This window comes from Streptomyces sp. NBC_00250, from assembly GCF_036192275.1.
Classification (GTDB): Bacteria; Actinomycetota; Actinomycetes; order Streptomycetales; family Streptomycetaceae; genus Streptomyces.
Window position 1 is genome coordinate 329,503 of sequence record NZ_CP108088.1, and the last position, 15,459, is coordinate 344,961.

Genomic DNA, 15,459 nt, shown 5'->3' on the forward strand with positions numbered 1-15,459 from the left:
CGTGGGCGCGGGGAGGCTGGGGGTGCCGTGCCGACCAGGCCGGACGAGTCAGGGCGTGAGCCCGAGGAGGACACGTGCAGCAGGACAAGCAGCCCGAGTACGGCCCGGTGGTCTTCCGTGACCGCACGGCCGGGTACGCCTTTCTGACCCGGTCCACCGCGACCAGCGACCGGACCATCGAGTGGGACGACGGCAACACGTACCCCGTGATCGACGTCGAGATCTCCTCCGAGAGCCACCCCTTCTACACGGGCACGGCACGGACGGTGGACTCCGAGGGCCGGATCGCCAAGTTCGAGCGGCGCTTCGGCGAGGAGACCTGACCCCTCCCGCTGCCCGCCGGCGCACTCGCCTCGCCTCGCGGGAAGTTTCGGATCCCGCTCGTGAAACTGGCCAGAAGGTGGCCAGTTCGCCTTCCAGGATGAGGTCACGAAGACGGCGGAGCGGATCGCGCTCCGCCGTGGGACTCCCTGGAGGGGAACAGCTGTGATCGTGGTGACCGGAGCGACCGGAAACGTCGGACGACCGCTGGTGGAGCTGCTGGCCGCGGCCGGTGAGCAGGTGACGGCGGTGAGCCGTAAGCCGGCCGGCGGGCTGCCCGCCGGGGTGACGCACCGGCAGGGGGATCTGGCCGATGTGGACGGTCTCAAGGGCCTGTTCGAGGGTGCGGAGGCGGTGTATCTGCTCGTCGCGGGTCTCGGGGACGAGCTGAGTCCGCGGGAGATCGTGGCGGCGGCGGTGGCCGCCGGGGTGCGGCGGATCGTGTTCCAGTCCTCGCAGTTGGTGGGGACCCGCACCGATTCGGTGTCGCACGACCTTCTGCGTACGTTCGAGACGGCGGTGCGCGAGTCGGGGCTGGACTGGACCGTCCTGCGGCCCGGCGGTTTCGCGTCCAACGCCTTCCTCTGGGCCGAGCAGGTGCGTTCCGCGCGTACGGTGGCGGCCCCGTTCGCCGATGTGGCGCTGCCGGTGGTGGACCCGGTGGACATCGCGGGTGTCGCGGCGGAGGCGCTGCGCGACCCGGCGCACGCGGGGCGGACGTACGTCTTGACCGGACCGGTGGCGGTGTCACCGCGCGAGCAGGTGCGGGCGCTGGCCGGAGTGGTGGGCGACCCGGTCTCGTTCGTGGCGCTGAGCGCGGGCGAGGCCCGGTCCCAGCTGGTGCGGTTCCTGCCGGAGGCCGCCGTCGACGGGATGCTGTCGGTGATGGGCGCGCCCAGCGCGGAGGAGCAGCGGGTGAGTCCCGATGTGGAGCGTGTCCTCGGCCGGGCGCCGCGCCCCTTCTCTGCGTGGGCGGAGCGGAACGCGCCCGCCTTCACATGAGGTACGGGCCCCGGGAGCGAGCCTCGTGAAGGAGGGCTGCGCAGGCCGCGGGACACCTCGGCGAGGGCGGGGACGCGCGTCGCACGGACGGCGTCCCCCGCCCCGGCCGGGTGGGTCGAGCGAGGGCGCTCGGCGCCCTCGGCTCAGCTCGGGAAGGCGATCAGGCCTTCACGATGCCGGACTCGGAGACCTTGATGGTGGCGCTGGTGGCGCCGGAGCGGGAGCCGAGGCCCTCGATCTTCTTGACCAGGTCCTGGCCCTCGACGACCTCACCGAAGACGACGTGCTTGCCGTCGAGCCAGTCGGTGACGATCGTGGTGATGAAGAACTGCGAGCCGTTGCTGTTCGGGCCGGCGTTGGCCATCGAGAGCAGGAACGGGCGGTCGTGCTTCAGCTTGAAGTTCTCGTCGGCGAACTTCTCGCCGTAGATGCTCTTGCCGCCGGTGCCGTTGCCACGGGTGAAGTCGCCGCCCTGCAGCATGAACTGCGGGATGACGCGGTGGAACGGGGAGCCGGCGTAGCCGAAGCCGTGCTCGCCGGTGCAGAGCTCGCGGAAGTTCTTCGCGGTGTCCGGGACGACCTCGTCGAACAGCTGGAAGGTGATCCGGCCCGCGGGCTCGTCGTTGATGGTGATGTCGAAGTAAACGTTGTCGCTCATGGGGACATCCTGTCATTACTCACGCACTGCGCGCGCACGGGCCGCCCCCTCCCGGGTCACGGCGTGCCGGTGCCCCGCGGCCCGTCGGGGGCGCGGGGCACCGGTCGCCGCGAGCGGCACGGATCAGAGCAGTCCACCGGTCCCGGGGGCCGGGAGCGTGCCTTCGGCGCCCTGGACGGTGTCATGGAGGACGGTCTCGACGCCTTGATCCTCCTGGAGGAGGCCGGTCGCGCCGCCCAGCGGGCTCTCGGCGGCGCTGGCCTGCGGCGGAGGGGTGACGAGGGCGGTGACGACGCCTGCGGCGAGGGAGGCGATGGCGAGCATGCTGCGCTTCTTCATGACCGGGTCAACTACTGAGCGGCCGAGGAGTTACGGCCGTCGCCGGATCCGGACGAGCGGCAGCGGGGAGGCGACGGCGGCGAGGAGTCCGACCGGCGCGCACAGGACAGCGGAACTTTTACCCCATATCGGGTGGAACCGTATGGTTGTGGTGGATGTCTCTCTCAGTGACACCACTGTCCCCGGAGCAGGAGAATTGGGGGACGTCATGCATCACCGTCACACCCTCGCGGCCGTCGCCGCGGGAATCCTGTTGACCGCCGGAATCGGCGCCACGATCCCGGCCGGCGCCACAGCCCCGGCAGGCACCGCGAGCGCCCCGTCCACAAGCTCGGCGACCCCGTCCACGGCCTTGGTCGTCAACGCCCGCTGGGGTGGCCACGCGACCTTCGACCGGCTCGTGATCGACATACGGGGTGCCGTGCCCCCGGTCACCGTGCACCAGGCCGGCGCGCTGTACTACGACGGCTCGGGACAGAAGGTCCCCCTGGCGGGGAAGTACTTCCTGGAGATCCGCCTCTCCCCCGCGGCCGCCCACGACGACGCCGGAAAGTCCGTCTACCAGGGACCCCGGCTGCTGAAGATCCATCTGCCCGCGCTCAAGGGGGTCGCGCTCACCGGCGACTTCGAGGGCGTGGTCTCCATCGGAGCCGCCTTCGACACCAAGCCCGCGTACAAGACCTTCCGGCTGCACTCCCCCGAGCGCTTCGTGGTCGACATCGCCCACCCCGTGGGCTGCCGGGCCTGAAGGGCCGAACCGGGGGTGGGGGCCGTCCCTCCGGACGGCCCCCACCCCCGTACGGCTACATCCGGTCGCCCTCGGGGCCGGCCTCCAGGTACAACGGGATGCCCGTCCTGCGGGCCCGATCGGTCTCGGCGAGGCGGGCGAACTCGCGCGGCTCCATCTCCCGCTCCCACTCGTCGAGCGTGCGCAGGCTGTACTCGCTGTGCTCCTCGGGGTCGAGGACGACGCCGGCGATCTGCTCGTCCGTCAGCTCACCGCCGTCGAACACGAAACCGATGTGGTTGGCAGGCCAGTCGTCGCCCCGGTCGGTGACGAAGTGGGTGCCGAGGAGCCGGGGTTCGCCGGTGTAGGTGATCCCGGTCTCCTCGTGGCATTCGCGTACGGCCGTCTCCCAAGGAGTCTCCCCCGGGTCCATGTTCCCGCCGGGCCATTGCCACAGCTCGGTGCGGTAGCTGGCGCGCAGCTGGAAGGGGCGGCCACGGGTGTCGGTGAAGTAGAGGCAGGCGTACGCCGTCGCTCTCGGCAGGGTCGCGACGTACTCGACGGGCGGCAGCCAGATGTTCGCCATGGGCGGCTCTCTTTCGACGGGCCGATGGGATCACCTTCATCCAAGCGGTCCGGGGGACGGCACCGGGCCGCTCACGGGCGGATCACCGGATCGTGTGATCACTTTCCCGCCGCGCCGGGGTGCCGCGGGGGCGTCCCTCGGACGGTCGGTCAGCGAGGTCGTGCGGCCGTCGCTCGGTCGCGGTACAGACGTCGGCGGACGAGGTCCTCGTGGACCAGACGGCCGACGAGGGCGCCTCCGTAGACGACGAAGCCGACGCCGACCAGCCACGACTGGAGGACGAGGACGGTGCCGAACTGGCCGTACGTCACCGCGTTCGAGGCGATCAGCGGGGAGAACACGAGCTGGGAGAAGATCCGCAGCCCGAGCAGGCCGAGCGCGGTCAGTACGGCCCCGGGGGCGAGGGCACGCCAGCGGATGCGTCCGCAGAGCAGGAAGCGCTGCGACCACCAGAAGAAGAAGAACGTGCCGAGGAGATCGCCGAGGGCGACGAGGGCGGTGACACCGGCCGGGGAGTCGGCCGGTGCGGGATTGGCGACGAAGAGGAGCAGGCAGGCGACGAGGACGGCGAGCCAGACGACGTGCCGCCACATGGTGTGCCAGCGGGCCGTGGGGAGGTCCCAGGCGCGTTCGTACCCGGTCTGTACGGCGGACCCGAAGGTGACGCCGAAGGCGGCGAGGGCGGCGAGACCGAAGGCGGTGGTGCGTTGCAGGGCTTGTCCCGGCTGGCCGAAGAGCCGCTCGACCTCCTCCTGCGAGACCTCGGAGACACCCAGCCCCTGCACGAGCCAGCGGGCGAAGCCCTGGCCGCTGGCGAGGTCGGCCGCGGCGACGACGATGAGCAGCGGCACGAGGGTGAGCAGGCTGAGCGCCGCGAAGCCCATGGCGCGGTGCATGAGTTCCATGGCGCGGCCGCGGTTCCAGGCGAGGCCGACGGGCGAGGTGAGGACGCGGACGTACAGTCGCTGGAACCAGTGGCCGTGTTCGGCGCCGTGTTCGGTGGGGGCACCGTCGTGCGGCGGACCGGGTGTGGAGGGCATGCCTCGTTCGGTACCCGGCCGGGCGGCGGGCCATCGCAGGGGTGCGGCCGAACGGGTGCCGGGCGGAGGCGCATCCGCGTCAGGACGGCCATCCGTCTCGGAGCAGGACTCCGTTTCGGGGAGGAATCGGTCTCGGAGCAGGAATCCGTTTCGGGGCAGGAATCCGGCTCACGAACGGAGCGGGCGGGCGCCGGGGCCGGGGCGGACGGTGACGTCACGGGCGTTCAGGGTGGCCCGTTCCTCGCCCTCGCACTGGACGACGACGCGGACGGGGGCCCCGCAGTCGGTGTGCCGGATGTCGAGGGCCGAGCCCTCGGGGTCCGCTGCGTGGGTGTCGCCCCACTGCTTCAGGGCGAGGAGGACGGGCCAGAGGTCGACACCCTTGGGGGTGAGCCGGTACTCGTACCGGGTGCGCGCGCCGGGCTCTCGGTACGGTTCCGCCCGCAGCACACCGGCCGAGACCAGCTTGCGGAGGCGGTCGGCGAGGACTGCCTCCGAGAGCCCGAGGTGCCGGCGGAACTCGTCGTAGCGGCGGACGCCGTTGAACGCGTCCCGCAGGATCAGCAGGGTCCACTTCTCGCCCACGAGGTCCAGGGTGCGGCGGACCGAGCAGTTCTCCGTGTCCGTCTCCAGCCACTTCATCGTCACACTGTAGCCACCTGACTGTGTCGTTGACAGTCAGCTTTCAGGACAGCTAGCTTCGCCGTACAGAGCCAGCTGGACGTCAGCCGGCCATGTCGGGCGGAGAGTGGTCATGGGGCGGTCGCGCACGGTCGAGTGGGAGGACCCCGGGGCCGGCGCGCGGGCCGCCGGAACGATGGCGGGCCTCGACTTCCTGCGGGAGATGGTGGCGGGACGGCTGCCGGGACCCCCGATCGCGGCGCTCCTCGGCTTCGGCCTAGAGGAGGTCGAGGACGGGCGGGCCGTGTTCGCCTTCGAGCCGGGCGAGGAGCACTACAACCCCATCGGCAGTGTGCACGGCGGGGTGTACGCGACCCTCCTCGACTCGGCGGCCGGCTGCGCGGTCCACTCGACGCTCCCGCTGGGCACGGCGTACACCTCGCTCGACCTGTCGACCCGCTTCCTCCGGCCGATCACGACCGGCACGGGCAAGGTCCGGGCGATCGGCACGGTGATCTCACGCGGGCGCAGGACCGCGCTCGCGGAGGCGGGCCTGTACGACGCGGAGGACCGACTGCTCGCCCACGCGACCAGCACGTGCATGCTGTTCCCGGTCCCGGCGGAGGGTTCGGGGGGCACGCGCGCGTAGCGCCGGATTCCGTGTGGGCTCGATTCAGCGGATCCCGGTGACCGGGCGGGTGCGGGTGCAGCCGTCCGGGGCCACATCGGGGACGCCGTTGGCCTGGAGGGCCGCGCTCACCAGGGTGGCGAGCAGGTCGATGTCCGAGCCCATGTCGAGGCGGACCGTCACCCACCCCGATCCGGCGCGAAGGCGGACCGCGCTCGACCCGAGGAGGGCCGGGCGCAGTTTCGCGATCATGGCGCGGGTGAGGTGGACGTCGGCCTCGTGTTCACCGTGGAAATGCACGATTTCCTGCGTCTCGGTGCCCAGTCCGAGCGCGGCGCCGCAATGGGCGCGGCCGGGGGTCAGCGAGGGCCAGCTCATCAGACGTTCACTGGCATGCCTGGCCGTGTTCATACGAGGAGCGTGACGGGCCCGGGGGCCGTGCACAAGCGTCCGGCCGGAAGAATCCGGCTCAGGGCCGAAACAGGTCGGAGACGGGCCTGGTGTGACCGTCCGTCACGACGCTGTGCGGGGAGGAGGTGACCCCGTGTCACTGCGGTGGGCGCGCGCGGATGCGCGCCGCGAGGACGGCCACGTCGTCCTCCGCGCCGTGCGCGCCGAGGCGGCGGAGCACCTCGTCGACGACCTGGTCGGGACCGGAGTCCGGAGGGAGCCGGAGGGCTGCGAGCCGGGCGAGGGAGACGTCGATGTCCTCGCCGCGCCGTTCGACGAGTCCGTCGGTGAAGAGCAGCAGGGTGTCGCCGGGGCGGAGTGGGCGAGTGGTCGGTTCGTAGCCTCCGACGCCGGTGCCGAGCGGTGGGCCGACGAGGAGGTCGACCAGCTCCGCGGAGCCGTCCGCGGCGAACACCACGGGCGGCAGGTGCCCGGCGCCGGCGAAGGTCGCGGTGCCCCGGGCCGGATCGACCCGGACGAGCAGAACGGTGGCGGGGCGGCGGGCGTCGTCCTCGGCGACCACGGAGTCGAGGTGGCGCAGGACCCGGTGCGGGGGCAGGTCGGTCGCGGCGACCTCACGGAGTGCGGTGCGGTAGGCGTTCATGTCGACGGCGGCGTCGAGGCCGTGGCCCATGACGTCGCCGACGACGAGGAGGCTGCGGCCGAAGTGGAGCCGTACGGTCTCGAACCAGTCACCGCCCACGAGCGCGCGCGGCCCGGCGGGCAGGTATCCACCCGCGATCTCCAGGTTGGGGTGCGGCCGGCCGGGCTCGGCGACGAGGGCGCGCTGGAGGTGGAGCGCGGTGTCCTCGGTGGCCGCGAGACGACGGGCGTGCCCGAGGTGCCGGGCCGCGAGGCGGGCGGCCTGTCGGAGGAGGGCCGTGTCGCCGCCGGAGAAGGGCGCACCGCCGACACGGGTCAGCGTGACCGTCCCGAGCGGTTCCTCGTCGTGGACGGCGAGGGGGAGGACGAGCTGGTGGGCGACTCCGGCGGCGGGGTCGCCAGGGGTGGGGGCGGACCCGCCGGGGATGGGACCGGACTCACCGGGGGCGGACCCGCCGGCGATGGGACCGGACTCGCCGGGGGCCCCGAGGGCGATCGGCGTGACGGGAGCATCCACGGCGCGCTCACCCGGCCCGGGGGCGGGGTCCGCCCTGGCCGCGCGTCGAGCGGGGGCGCCCGGTTCCGTCCGGAGGTCGATCGTCACCGAGGCGCGCAGGCGTCGGGCGGCGAAGGTCGCCAGTTCGCGGCAGGTGGTCGTCTCGTCGAGCGTCGTGCCGATCTCGCCGATCGCCTGCTCCATGGCCCGCACCCTGGTCAGGAGGGCCTCTTCCCGCTCCGCGTCCCGTTCCGCCACGACACCTCCACCGCCGTGCGGTCCACCCGGTCCCCCCATTGCACCAGCGGTCGGCGCCCCGCGCGCGGTACGGACCTGGCGCCGGGCGGTTGTGCGGCGGTGCTCGATCTGATCAAGTACAAGCAGAGGCTACTGGCCAGTACGAGACTTCGCTCCCCGGGGGGACAGCCATGACGACCGGTTTCTTCAGCTCCGTCGACGACGTCGCCGAACGGCTCGCCACGACCGGCTACCTCGCGTCACCCGCCGTCGCCACCACCGTCTTCCTCGCCGACCGCCTCGGCAAGCCCCTCCTCGTCGAGGGCCCGGCGGGCGTCGGCAAGACGGAGCTCGCCAAGGCCGTCACCGAGGTGACGGGCGCGCGACTGGTCCGGCTGCAGTGCTACGAGGGCGTCGACGAGTCCCGCGCGCTGTACGAGTGGAACCACGCCAAGCAGCTGCTGCGGATCACGGCCGGGCGGGGCGAGTCCTGGGACGAGACGCGGACGGACATCTTCGGCGAGGAGTTCCTGCTCCCCCGGCCGCTGCTCACGGCGATCCGCTCGGAGCAGCCGACCGTGCTCCTGATCGACGAGACCGACAAGGCCGACGTCGAGGTGGAGGGCCTGCTCCTGGAGGTCCTGAGCGATTTCCAGATCACCGTTCCCGAACTCGGCACGATCACGGCGACCCGGCGCCCCTTCACCGTGCTCACCTCGAACGCGAGCCGCGAGCTGTCCGAGGCGCTGCGCCGGCGCTGCCTCTTCCTGCACATCGGCTTCCCCGAGGAGGAGCTGGAGCGGCGGATCGTCACCCTCAAGGTCCCCGGACTCGATGCCGCGCTCGCCACGTCCGTGGTGCGGGTCGTCGGAGCCCTGCGGGCGATGGACCTGCGGAAGGTGCCGTCCGTCTCGGAGACCATCGACTGGGCCCGTACCCTGCTGGCGCTCGGCGCGGACCGGCTGGACGAGCAGGTCGTACGGGAGACCCTGGGCGTCCTGTTGAAGCACCAGGACGACATCGTGAAGGCCGCGGCCAAGCTCGACCTGGACGCGGTGTGAGCGCCACGGACGCCTCCACTGCACCGGAACCGGCACCGGCGGCCACGGCCGCGCGGCTCACCGGTCTCGTGGCGGCGCTGCGTGCCCACGGATTCGGCATAGGAACCGGCGAGACCGTGGACGCCGGGCACGCCCTCGAAGCGGTCGGGTTCACGGACCGGGAGCGGGTCCGGGAGGCTCTCGCCGCGACCCTGCTCCACGGCGAGGGCCAGCGCCCGGTGTTCGATCGCGTCTTCGACCTGTACTTCCCCCTCGGCCGGACCACCACGACGGAGACGTACGAGGACACCGCGGCCGATCTCGCGGCGCTGCGCGACCGGCTCGCCGAGGCCCTCACGGCCGGGGACGGCGATGCCCTGGACCGGCTGGCCGCCGAGGCGGTGGGCGGTTTCGGCGGCTTCGGTTCCGGCCCCGAGTCGGACGGGTGGTCCTCGTACCAGACCCTCTCCCGACTGCGCCCCGAGACGCTGCTCGCCCGCGTACGAGAGCGGCTGAGGGCGGCTCCCGGACCGGAGGACCCCGAGTTCACCGAGCGGCTGCTCGACGACGAGATCCGACGCCGCATCGAGGCCTTCCGCGAGCGGGTGCGGACCGAGGCCCGGCGGCGCGTCAGCGAACGGCAGGGCCGGGACCTGGTCGCGCGCCGCGCGGTCGCGGGGACGGCGGACTCCGTGGACTTCCTGCTGGCCGGGCGGGCGCAGCTGGACGAGTTGCGGCGTACGGTACGGCCGCTGGCGCGGAAGCTGGCCACCCGGCTCGCGGCCCGGCGCCGCCGGGCGTCGCGCGGGGAGATCGATCTGCGGCGCACCCTGCGCCGTTCGCTGTCGACCGGGGGCGTGCCGGTGCGGCCCGTGCTGCGGCGGCGCCCTCCCCGGCGGCCCGAGCTGGTCCTGTTGTGCGACGTGTCGGGGTCGGTGGCCGGTTTCGCGCAGTTCACGATGCTGCTGGTGCAGGCCTTGCACGACCAGTTCAGCCGGGTGCGCGTCTTCGCCTTCGTCAACCGGGTCGACGAGGTGACGGGGCTGATCGCCCGGGACTCGGCCGACCCGGCGGGGCTCGGTGACCGCATCCTGGCGGAGGCGGAGCTGACCGGGTGGCACGGGCAGAGTGACTACGGGACGGCGCTCGGCGAGTTCGCCGACCGGTATGTGGAGGCGCTGGGCCCGCGCACGGTGGTCTTCGTCCTCGGGGACGCCCGCACCAACGGCTCCGATCCGAACCTAGCGGCGCTGAAGCGGATCGCGGACCGGGCGCGCCGGGTCCACTGGCTCAACCCCGAGCAGCCCTCGCTGTGGGGCACGGGCGACTCGGTGGCCCCGGCCTACGCCGGTCTCGTCGACATGCGCCCGTGCCGGAACGCCCGCCAGCTGGGGGCACTGATCGGCCGCCTGCTGCCGGTGTGACCGTGGGTGTGCCGCCCGCTGCCGGTGTGACCGAGGATGTGCCGCCGGTCCTGCCCGTGTGACCACACGTGGCACGACGACGGGGAGCGGGCCGAGCGCTCCCCCGCGTGGCACGATCGGTTCGTGGCCACCGGATCCGACCGTCCTGAGACGGAATTCCCCCGCGCCATCGGCGCACCCGCCACCCGCGCGCTCGCCGCGGCCGGGTACACCCGGCTCGACCAGCTCGCGGGTGTCCCCGCGGCCGAGCTCGCCGCCCTGCACGGCGTGGGACCGAAGGCGCTGCGCGTGCTCGGTGAGGTGCTCGCGGAGCGCGGCCTGTCGCTGGGGTGAGCCCCGGGGCGTACCGGAATCGGGTCTCGGTTGTACGACAGGCGGGCCGTCGAACTAGCGTGACCTCCATGGAACTCTTGGGAGAGATCACCGCCGACCGTCCCCTGCTCGTCCTCGCCGTCAAGGAGGAGGCGCAGTTCCTGGACACGGCGCTGCCCGTGCTGCTGACCGGCATGGGCAAGGTGAACGCGGCGACCGCGCTCGCGACCGTCCTCGGCCGGGGCCCCCGGCCGTCCGGGATCGTGAACCTGGGAACGGCCGGGGCGCTGCGCCCGGGCTGGACCGGGACGCATGTCGTCGGCACGGTCCTGCAGCACGACCTCGACAGCCGGCTGCTCGCGACCCTCACCGGCGAGACGTACGGCGCGCCGCTGGCGCTGCCGGACGGCGGCGACGTGGTCCTGGCCACCGGGGACGCGTTCATCTCCGACGAGACCGCCCGCGCCCGGCTCGCGGAGCGGGCGCCGCTGGTCGACATGGAGGGGTACGCCCTCGCGGCGGCCGCGGAGCTGGCCGGGGTGCCGCTGCGCATCGTGAAGCACGTCAGCGACGAGGCCGGTGACGGCGCCGCGCGCACCTGGCGTGAATCGGTCGCCGAGTGCGCGCGGGCGCTCGCCGACTGGGCGGAGGCGAACACCCCGTACCGCACCTGAGCACTCCGTGCCGCTCCTGAACACCCGCTACCGCTGCCGAACACACCGGACCCGGTCGGGTCAGCGGTGCTGGAAGTGGACCTCCGGGTTCGCCGGTGACGGGCCGTCGAGCAGCGGGCGGGAGAGTCCGCGCAGGTGCTGGTCGAAGAAGGCGGCGACGTACCTCCGGGTGATGTCGACGGCACGGTCGGTGGGCAGCTCGGGCTGCGGCAGACCGAAGTGGCGGGCTATCACGGGGCCGTCGGAGAAGGTGAAGTGGTCGGAGTCGGCCACGGTGACCCAGCGCTTCCACCCGTCGAGGGCCGTCCACGTCCCGTCCCAGGTGGTGTCCGTGCCGCCGGGCAGGTGCATGGCGTCGTGGGTGCCGAGCATCATGAACGGCCGGCCCCGCAGGCCCTCCGCCGGCAGGTCCTCCCAGAAGGCCCCGTCCATGTTGATCCCGGCGTCGATGCGCGGGTCGGCCACCATGGCCGAAGCCGCGCTCGCCCCGCCGATGGAGTGGCCCGCCATGCCGATCCGACGGTCGTCGATCACGTCGGCGTGCTTCCAGACGGGCCGGGGCCCGGTGAGCCGGTCCAGGACGTAGCGCATGTCGGCGGCGCGGGTCGAGGTGACCACGCTGCCGTGCACACCGCCCTCGTCGAGGGCCTTGCAGGCGACGCAGGTGAGGGTACGGCCGCCGGGGAGGCTGATCCCGTAGGACTCGTAGGCGTGGTCGACGGAGGCGACGACATAGCCGCGGGAGGCGAGGTCCTCGGCGAGATGGGTGAGGGTCCAGCGGGAGACGCCGAAGCCCGGTGAGAGCAGCACCAGGGGGCGCCGGCCCGGGGCGGGCCGCGCGTCGGTCCTGCTGTGGGTGCGCGTCCGGGCGAGCAGGTCGCCGGAGACACCGGACCCGAGCTGCTTGGCGAGCAGTCGCGCCTCCTCCCGGGTGGCGTACGGGGCGGGGCGGCCACCGCCGGTGTGTGCCGCCGGGTAGTGGAGGGTGACCATGAGCGCGCGTCCGTCGGCGGTGGGAACCCACGGGTCGGTGCGGGAGCGGTCGACGAGCGGCAGGACGGTGCTTCCGACGGAGTGCGGACCGGTGGGCGCGGGCAGCGCGGCGGCCCTCGTCGGCTGGGCGGCCGACAGCGGCGGCGGGGCATCGGGGCCGGCCGCGGCGGCGACACCGGCAGGTAAGGCGACGGAGCAGACGAGGAGAGCGGCGACGGCCGCCCTGGTGATTCGGATCATGAGGGAACGCTAGAGGTCGCGGCGGCCGCGGCGCGTCCGACTCCGGGCCCATGTGCCGTCGTACCAGGGTCGGATGCACCGCGGTCCGGGGGAAGCGGCCCCGGGCCCGGCCCACTTGCCGGCTCCGCGGGCGAACTCCCGTGCCGTCCACGTCCGTCCACCCGCCCGTCTCCCGGGACGGCCTTGACAGCGCGGAAGGCGGCCTGCCTAAGCTGAGGCGTTCCCTTCCGGACGTGGACGGGACATGGGCCCGGGGCCCGGACCTGCGGGGAGGCGGACGTGCGCGCATCGATCGCGGCGTCACACGGCTCCGGCCGGTCGGGGGCGCGGCTCGTCTGCCGACGGCACGTCGACTTCTGCCGTACCTCCTCGGCCATCTGTCCTTCCTTCCGCGCCTGACCCGCCCCGCGTGGGTCCGCGCGTCCCCTGACGTCCCGCCGCCCGGCACCGCGTCGGCGCGCCCGCGCGCGCCCGTGGGTGCCGCCGCGTGCTCCTGTCTTCCGGAAGGACTTCCCATGCCCCGCACTGCCCTGCGCCTGGCCGTCGAGATCGACGGTGACGGCGCCCATCCGGCCGCGTGGCGCCGTGCCGCGCACTCCCCCGGCGAGCTGCTGACCCCGCGTCGGTCGGCCCGGGTGGCGGCCGTCGCCGAGAACGCCGGGTTCACCCTGGTCACCCTGGAGGACTCGATCCTGCCGCCGGGTTCCGGTGCCGATCCGGTGGGACGGATCGGCGCGGTGGAACGGGCCGCGTTCGTGGCCGCGTCGACGAGCGTCCTCGGGGTGGCGCCGGTTCTGGCGACCACCTACGCCGAGCCGTTCCACGTCTCCTCGCAGCTCGCCTCGCTCGACCATGTCTCGGCCGGCCGGGCCGGCTGGGTGGTGGGAGTCGAGGAGGACCCCGCCGCCGCCCGCGCGTGGGGGCGGCCACCCGTCGAAGGAGCCGACGCGCTGGCCCGCGAGGCCCGCGACGGTCTCCGGGTCGTACGGGACCTGTGGGACTCCTGGGAGGACGACGCGGTGATCCGGTCGGTGGCGACCAGCCGCTATCTGGACCGGTCGCGGCTCCATTCCATCGACTTCACCGGTGAGACGTACTCCGTGAAGGGCCCGTCGATCGTGCCGCGCCCGCCGCAGGGGCGGCCCGTGGTCCTCGCCCGCCACGGGACCGTACCGGCCGAGCTGACCGATGTGGCGCTGGTCGGCGGTACCACCGCCACCGAGGCCGGCGACGCCGCCGCTGCCGCGCGGTCCGACGGCGGTCCGCCGCTCGCCTTCGCCGAGATCGAAGTGGCCCTCGACACCCCGGGCGGGACGGCGCGGGAGCGGATCGCCGACCTGGAGCGGTACGCCCCGTGGACGGCCCGCCCGGACCGGCTGCGCTACACCGGTCCCGCGTCGGGACTGGTGTCCCTGCTCGCCGAGTTGAGCGGCCGCGTCGACGGGGTGCGGCTGCGTCCCCTCGTCCTCGACGAGGACCTCGCCGTGCTCTCCCGGCTCGTGCTGCCCGAGCTCTTCCTCCGGCGGATCGCGGCCCGGCCGCTGCCGGGCGCCACCCTGCGTGCCTCCTTGGGCCTCACCCGGCCCCTCAGCCGCTTCACGACGGACATCACCGCCGCGCCCGTACGGGAGGAGACCCGATGACCCGCACCGATCCCACCGATGTCCCCCGCCCGGACGCCCGGCTGCACTTCGGGGTGTTCTTCCAGGGCGTCAACCACTGGACGATCTGGTCGGACCCGTCGAGCGGTTCGCAGATCGCCCCGGCCTCCTTCCTCCGCCTGGCGCGGACCGCCGAACGCGGGCTCTTCGACGCCTTCTTCCTCGGGGACGGTCTGCGGCTGCGCGAGTCGGAGGGCGGCATCCACGAGCTGGACGTCGCCGGCCGGCCCGACTCGATCACCCAGCTGTCGGCGCTGGCCGCCGCGACCGAACGGATCGGCCTCGTCTCGACCTCCAACACCACCTTCAACGAGCCGGGCGACCTCGCCCGTCGGCTCGCCGGTCTGGATCTGCTCTCCGGCGGCCGGGCCGGCTGGAACGTGGTGACCACGCACAATGCCTGGACCGGGGAGAACTTCCGGCGCGGCGGCTTCCTCGACCACGCCGACCGCTATCGGCGCGCCGAGGAGTTCCTGGCCGTGGCGCGCGCCGTGTGGAACGGCTGGGCGGAGGGCGCGGTGGCCGGGTCCGTCGACGCGCGTTCCTGGTCGGTGCCGGACGCGGTGGGACGCGTCCGCGCGAAGGGGACCCAGTTCGACGTCGACCTGGCCCCGACACTGCCGCGCAGCGCCCAGGGACACCCGGTGATCTTCCAGGCGGGGGACTCCGGGGAGGGCCGGGACTTCGCGGCCCGTCACGCGGACGTGGTGTTCTCGGCGCACGGCACGGACTTCGACGACGCGCTCGCCTTCGCCGAGGACATCCGGGGCAGACTGCGGGCGGCCGGCAGGCCCGAGGACGCGCTGAGGATCCTGCCGGGTACGGAGATCGTCATCGGGGCGACCGAGAAGGAGGCGGAGGAGAAGGCCCGCTGGGTCCGCCTCGAACAGGTCACTCCGGCGGTGGCCCTCGGCATCGCGAGCCGCCTGTGGGGCTTCGACCTCTCGGGCCGGGACGCCGACGGGCCGCTGCCCGCCGAGGAGCCCGTGGTCGCCCGGGACACGGGGACGTTCGGGACGCGCTGGGTGGACGATCCCCGGGCGGTGGTGGCCGAGTGGCGGGCGAAGGCCGGGGCCAACGGCTGGTCGCTGCGCGAGACGGTCATCGAGCTCGGTCCGCAGCGCGGCCATGTCGGTACCCCGGCAGGGCTCGCCGAGAAGTTCGCCCGGTTCGTCCGGCACGGGGCCGTCGACGGCTTCAACGTCTCGCCGTATCTGGTTCCGGACGGTCTCGACGACATCGTGGAGCTGCTGGTGCCGGAGCTCCAGGAGCGGGGCGTGTACCGGTCGGCGTACTCGGGCACGACGCTCCGGGAGCATCTGGGGCTCGCCCCGGTGGTGTGACCCCCACGACGGGCGGGCACGCGCGCGTGGAGCCGCGTGCCCGTCCGCCGTACGGCCTCCGGCG

General features: G+C 73.4%; 18 protein-coding genes. 10 read left to right on the forward strand and 8 right to left on the reverse strand.

Features of this window, described 5'->3' with window-relative positions:
• The first annotated feature begins 74 nt into the window (after positions 1–74).
• Positions 75–323: a type B 50S ribosomal protein L31 gene (locus OG259_RS01470; RefSeq protein ID WP_266900448.1), complete on the forward strand. Its 249-nt coding sequence runs from the start codon at positions 75–77 to the stop codon at positions 321–323.
• 163 nt (positions 324–486) lie between these two features.
• Entirely contained in the window at positions 487–1,323 is an 837-nt protein-coding gene (locus OG259_RS01475) for an SDR family oxidoreductase (RefSeq protein WP_328940494.1), read from the forward strand.
• 160 nt (positions 1,324–1,483) lie between these two features.
• Here the strand turns inward: OG259_RS01475 and OG259_RS01480 are convergent, their stop codons facing one another.
• A complete protein-coding gene (locus tag OG259_RS01480; protein WP_328940495.1) occupies positions 1,484–1,981 on the reverse strand; it encodes a peptidylprolyl isomerase in 498 nt (165 codons plus the stop codon).
• 123 nt (positions 1,982–2,104) lie between these two features.
• On the reverse strand, positions 2,105–2,320 hold the full coding sequence (locus tag OG259_RS01485; RefSeq protein ID WP_328940496.1) for a hypothetical protein: 216 nt from the start codon (positions 2,318–2,320) through the stop codon (positions 2,105–2,107).
• Between the two features lie 208 nt (positions 2,321–2,528).
• On the opposite strand from OG259_RS01485, the gene OG259_RS01490 reads away from it, so the two are divergent.
• Complete coding sequence (locus tag OG259_RS01490; RefSeq protein WP_328940497.1) at positions 2,529–3,068, forward strand: AMIN-like domain-containing (lipo)protein; 540 nt, start codon at positions 2,529–2,531, stop codon at positions 3,066–3,068.
• Between the two features lie 55 nt (positions 3,069–3,123).
• Here the strand turns inward: OG259_RS01490 and OG259_RS01495 are convergent, their stop codons facing one another.
• From OG259_RS01495 to OG259_RS01505, 3 genes are all read right to left on the reverse strand, one after another.
• Positions 3,124–3,633 carry an NUDIX hydrolase gene (locus tag OG259_RS01495; protein ID WP_328940498.1) on the reverse strand — a complete coding sequence of 170 codons (510 nt, stop codon included), beginning with the start codon at positions 3,631–3,633 and terminating at the stop codon, positions 3,124–3,126.
• Between the two features lie 149 nt (positions 3,634–3,782).
• On the reverse strand, positions 3,783–4,673 hold the full coding sequence (locus OG259_RS01500; protein ID WP_328940499.1) for a YhjD/YihY/BrkB family envelope integrity protein: 891 nt from the start codon (positions 4,671–4,673) through the stop codon (positions 3,783–3,785).
• Between the two features lie 168 nt (positions 4,674–4,841).
• A complete protein-coding gene (locus OG259_RS01505) occupies positions 4,842–5,315 on the reverse strand; it encodes a winged helix-turn-helix transcriptional regulator (protein WP_328940500.1) in 474 nt (157 codons plus the stop codon).
• 112 nt (positions 5,316–5,427) lie between these two features.
• On the opposite strand from OG259_RS01505, the gene OG259_RS01510 reads away from it, so the two are divergent.
• Positions 5,428–5,943: a PaaI family thioesterase gene (locus OG259_RS01510; protein WP_328940501.1), complete on the forward strand. Its 516-nt coding sequence runs from the start codon at positions 5,428–5,430 to the stop codon at positions 5,941–5,943.
• A gap of 24 nt (positions 5,944–5,967) precedes the next feature.
• Here OG259_RS01510 and OG259_RS01515 read toward each other — a convergent pair whose 3' ends face one another.
• Together OG259_RS01515 and OG259_RS01520 are read right to left on the reverse strand one after the other, a co-directional pair.
• Entirely contained in the window at positions 5,968–6,333 is a 366-nt protein-coding gene (locus OG259_RS01515; RefSeq protein ID WP_266900430.1) for a luciferase domain-containing protein, read from the reverse strand.
• 136 nt (positions 6,334–6,469) lie between these two features.
• Positions 6,470–7,675 (reverse strand): PP2C family protein-serine/threonine phosphatase, encoded by a 1,206-nt coding sequence (locus OG259_RS01520; RefSeq protein ID WP_443052107.1) that lies wholly within the window; start codon positions 7,673–7,675, stop codon positions 6,470–6,472.
• Between the two features lie 224 nt (positions 7,676–7,899).
• Between OG259_RS01520 and OG259_RS01525 the strand changes: the two genes are divergently transcribed.
• The 4 genes from OG259_RS01525 (at position 7,900) to OG259_RS01540 (ending at position 11,158) form a co-directional block, all read left to right on the forward strand.
• The gene (locus OG259_RS01525) at positions 7,900–8,769 is read left to right on the forward strand and encodes an AAA family ATPase (RefSeq protein ID WP_266900426.1); all 870 of its coding nucleotides are present in this window, start codon (positions 7,900–7,902) and stop codon (positions 8,767–8,769) included.
• Entirely contained in the window at positions 8,766–10,172 is a 1,407-nt protein-coding gene (locus OG259_RS01530) for a vWA domain-containing protein (RefSeq protein WP_328940503.1), read from the forward strand. Before OG259_RS01525 ends, OG259_RS01530 begins: the two co-directional genes overlap by 4 nt.
• 123 nt (positions 10,173–10,295) lie before the next feature.
• On the forward strand, positions 10,296–10,505 hold the full coding sequence (locus OG259_RS01535; RefSeq protein ID WP_266900423.1) for a DNA-binding protein: 210 nt from the start codon (positions 10,296–10,298) through the stop codon (positions 10,503–10,505).
• A 68-nt stretch (positions 10,506–10,573) separates the two neighbouring features.
• Positions 10,574–11,158 (forward strand): nucleosidase, encoded by a 585-nt coding sequence (locus OG259_RS01540; protein WP_328940504.1) that lies wholly within the window; start codon positions 10,574–10,576, stop codon positions 11,156–11,158.
• Between the two features lie 60 nt (positions 11,159–11,218).
• Here the strand turns inward: OG259_RS01540 and OG259_RS01545 are convergent, their stop codons facing one another.
• A complete protein-coding gene (locus OG259_RS01545; RefSeq protein WP_328940505.1) occupies positions 11,219–12,391 on the reverse strand; it encodes an alpha/beta hydrolase family protein in 1,173 nt (390 codons plus the stop codon).
• A 515-nt stretch (positions 12,392–12,906) separates the two neighbouring features.
• Between OG259_RS01545 and OG259_RS01550 the strand changes: the two genes are divergently transcribed.
• A complete protein-coding gene (locus tag OG259_RS01550; RefSeq protein WP_328940506.1) occupies positions 12,907–14,034 on the forward strand; it encodes an LLM class flavin-dependent oxidoreductase in 1,128 nt (375 codons plus the stop codon).
• Positions 14,031–15,395 carry an NtaA/DmoA family FMN-dependent monooxygenase gene (locus OG259_RS01555; protein WP_328940507.1) on the forward strand — a complete coding sequence of 455 codons (1,365 nt, stop codon included), beginning with the start codon at positions 14,031–14,033 and terminating at the stop codon, positions 15,393–15,395. The genes OG259_RS01550 and OG259_RS01555 overlap by 4 nt, the downstream gene beginning before the upstream one ends.
• Positions 15,396–15,459: the final 64 nt, after the last annotated feature.

What these genes read in the sequence shown, in the direction of transcription:
- OG259_RS01480 (WP_328940495.1), bottom strand. Translation starts at nt 1,981, where the DNA reads ATGAGCGACAACGTTTACTTCGACATCACCATCAACGACGAGCCCGCG.
- OG259_RS01485 (WP_328940496.1), bottom strand. Translation starts at nt 2,320, where the DNA reads ATGAAGAAGCGCAGCATGCTCGCCATCGCCTCCCTCGCCGCAGGCGTC.
- OG259_RS01490 (WP_328940497.1), top strand. Translation starts at nt 2,529, where the DNA reads ATGCATCACCGTCACACCCTCGCGGCCGTCGCCGCGGGAATCCTGTTG.
- OG259_RS01495 (WP_328940498.1), bottom strand. Translation starts at nt 3,633, where the DNA reads ATGGCGAACATCTGGCTGCCGCCCGTCGAGTACGTCGCGACCCTGCCG.
- OG259_RS01500 (WP_328940499.1), bottom strand. Translation starts at nt 4,673, where the DNA reads ATGCCCTCCACACCCGGTCCGCCGCACGACGGTGCCCCCACCGAACAC.
- OG259_RS01505 (WP_328940500.1), bottom strand. Translation starts at nt 5,315, where the DNA reads ATGAAGTGGCTGGAGACGGACACGGAGAACTGCTCGGTCCGCCGCACC.
- OG259_RS01510 (WP_328940501.1), top strand. Translation starts at nt 5,428, where the DNA reads ATGGGGCGGTCGCGCACGGTCGAGTGGGAGGACCCCGGGGCCGGCGCG.
- OG259_RS01515 (WP_266900430.1), bottom strand. Translation starts at nt 6,333, where the DNA reads ATGAACACGGCCAGGCATGCCAGTGAACGTCTGATGAGCTGGCCCTCG.
- OG259_RS01520 (WP_443052107.1), bottom strand. Translation starts at nt 7,675, where the DNA reads ATGGAGCAGGCGATCGGCGAGATCGGCACGACGCTCGACGAGACGACC.
- OG259_RS01525 (WP_266900426.1), top strand. Translation starts at nt 7,900, where the DNA reads ATGACGACCGGTTTCTTCAGCTCCGTCGACGACGTCGCCGAACGGCTC.
- OG259_RS01540 (WP_328940504.1), top strand. Translation starts at nt 10,574, where the DNA reads ATGGAACTCTTGGGAGAGATCACCGCCGACCGTCCCCTGCTCGTCCTC.
- OG259_RS01545 (WP_328940505.1), bottom strand. Translation starts at nt 12,391, where the DNA reads ATGATCCGAATCACCAGGGCGGCCGTCGCCGCTCTCCTCGTCTGCTCC.
- OG259_RS01550 (WP_328940506.1), top strand. Translation starts at nt 12,907, where the DNA reads ATGCCCCGCACTGCCCTGCGCCTGGCCGTCGAGATCGACGGTGACGGC.
- OG259_RS01555 (WP_328940507.1), top strand. Translation starts at nt 14,031, where the DNA reads ATGACCCGCACCGATCCCACCGATGTCCCCCGCCCGGACGCCCGGCTG.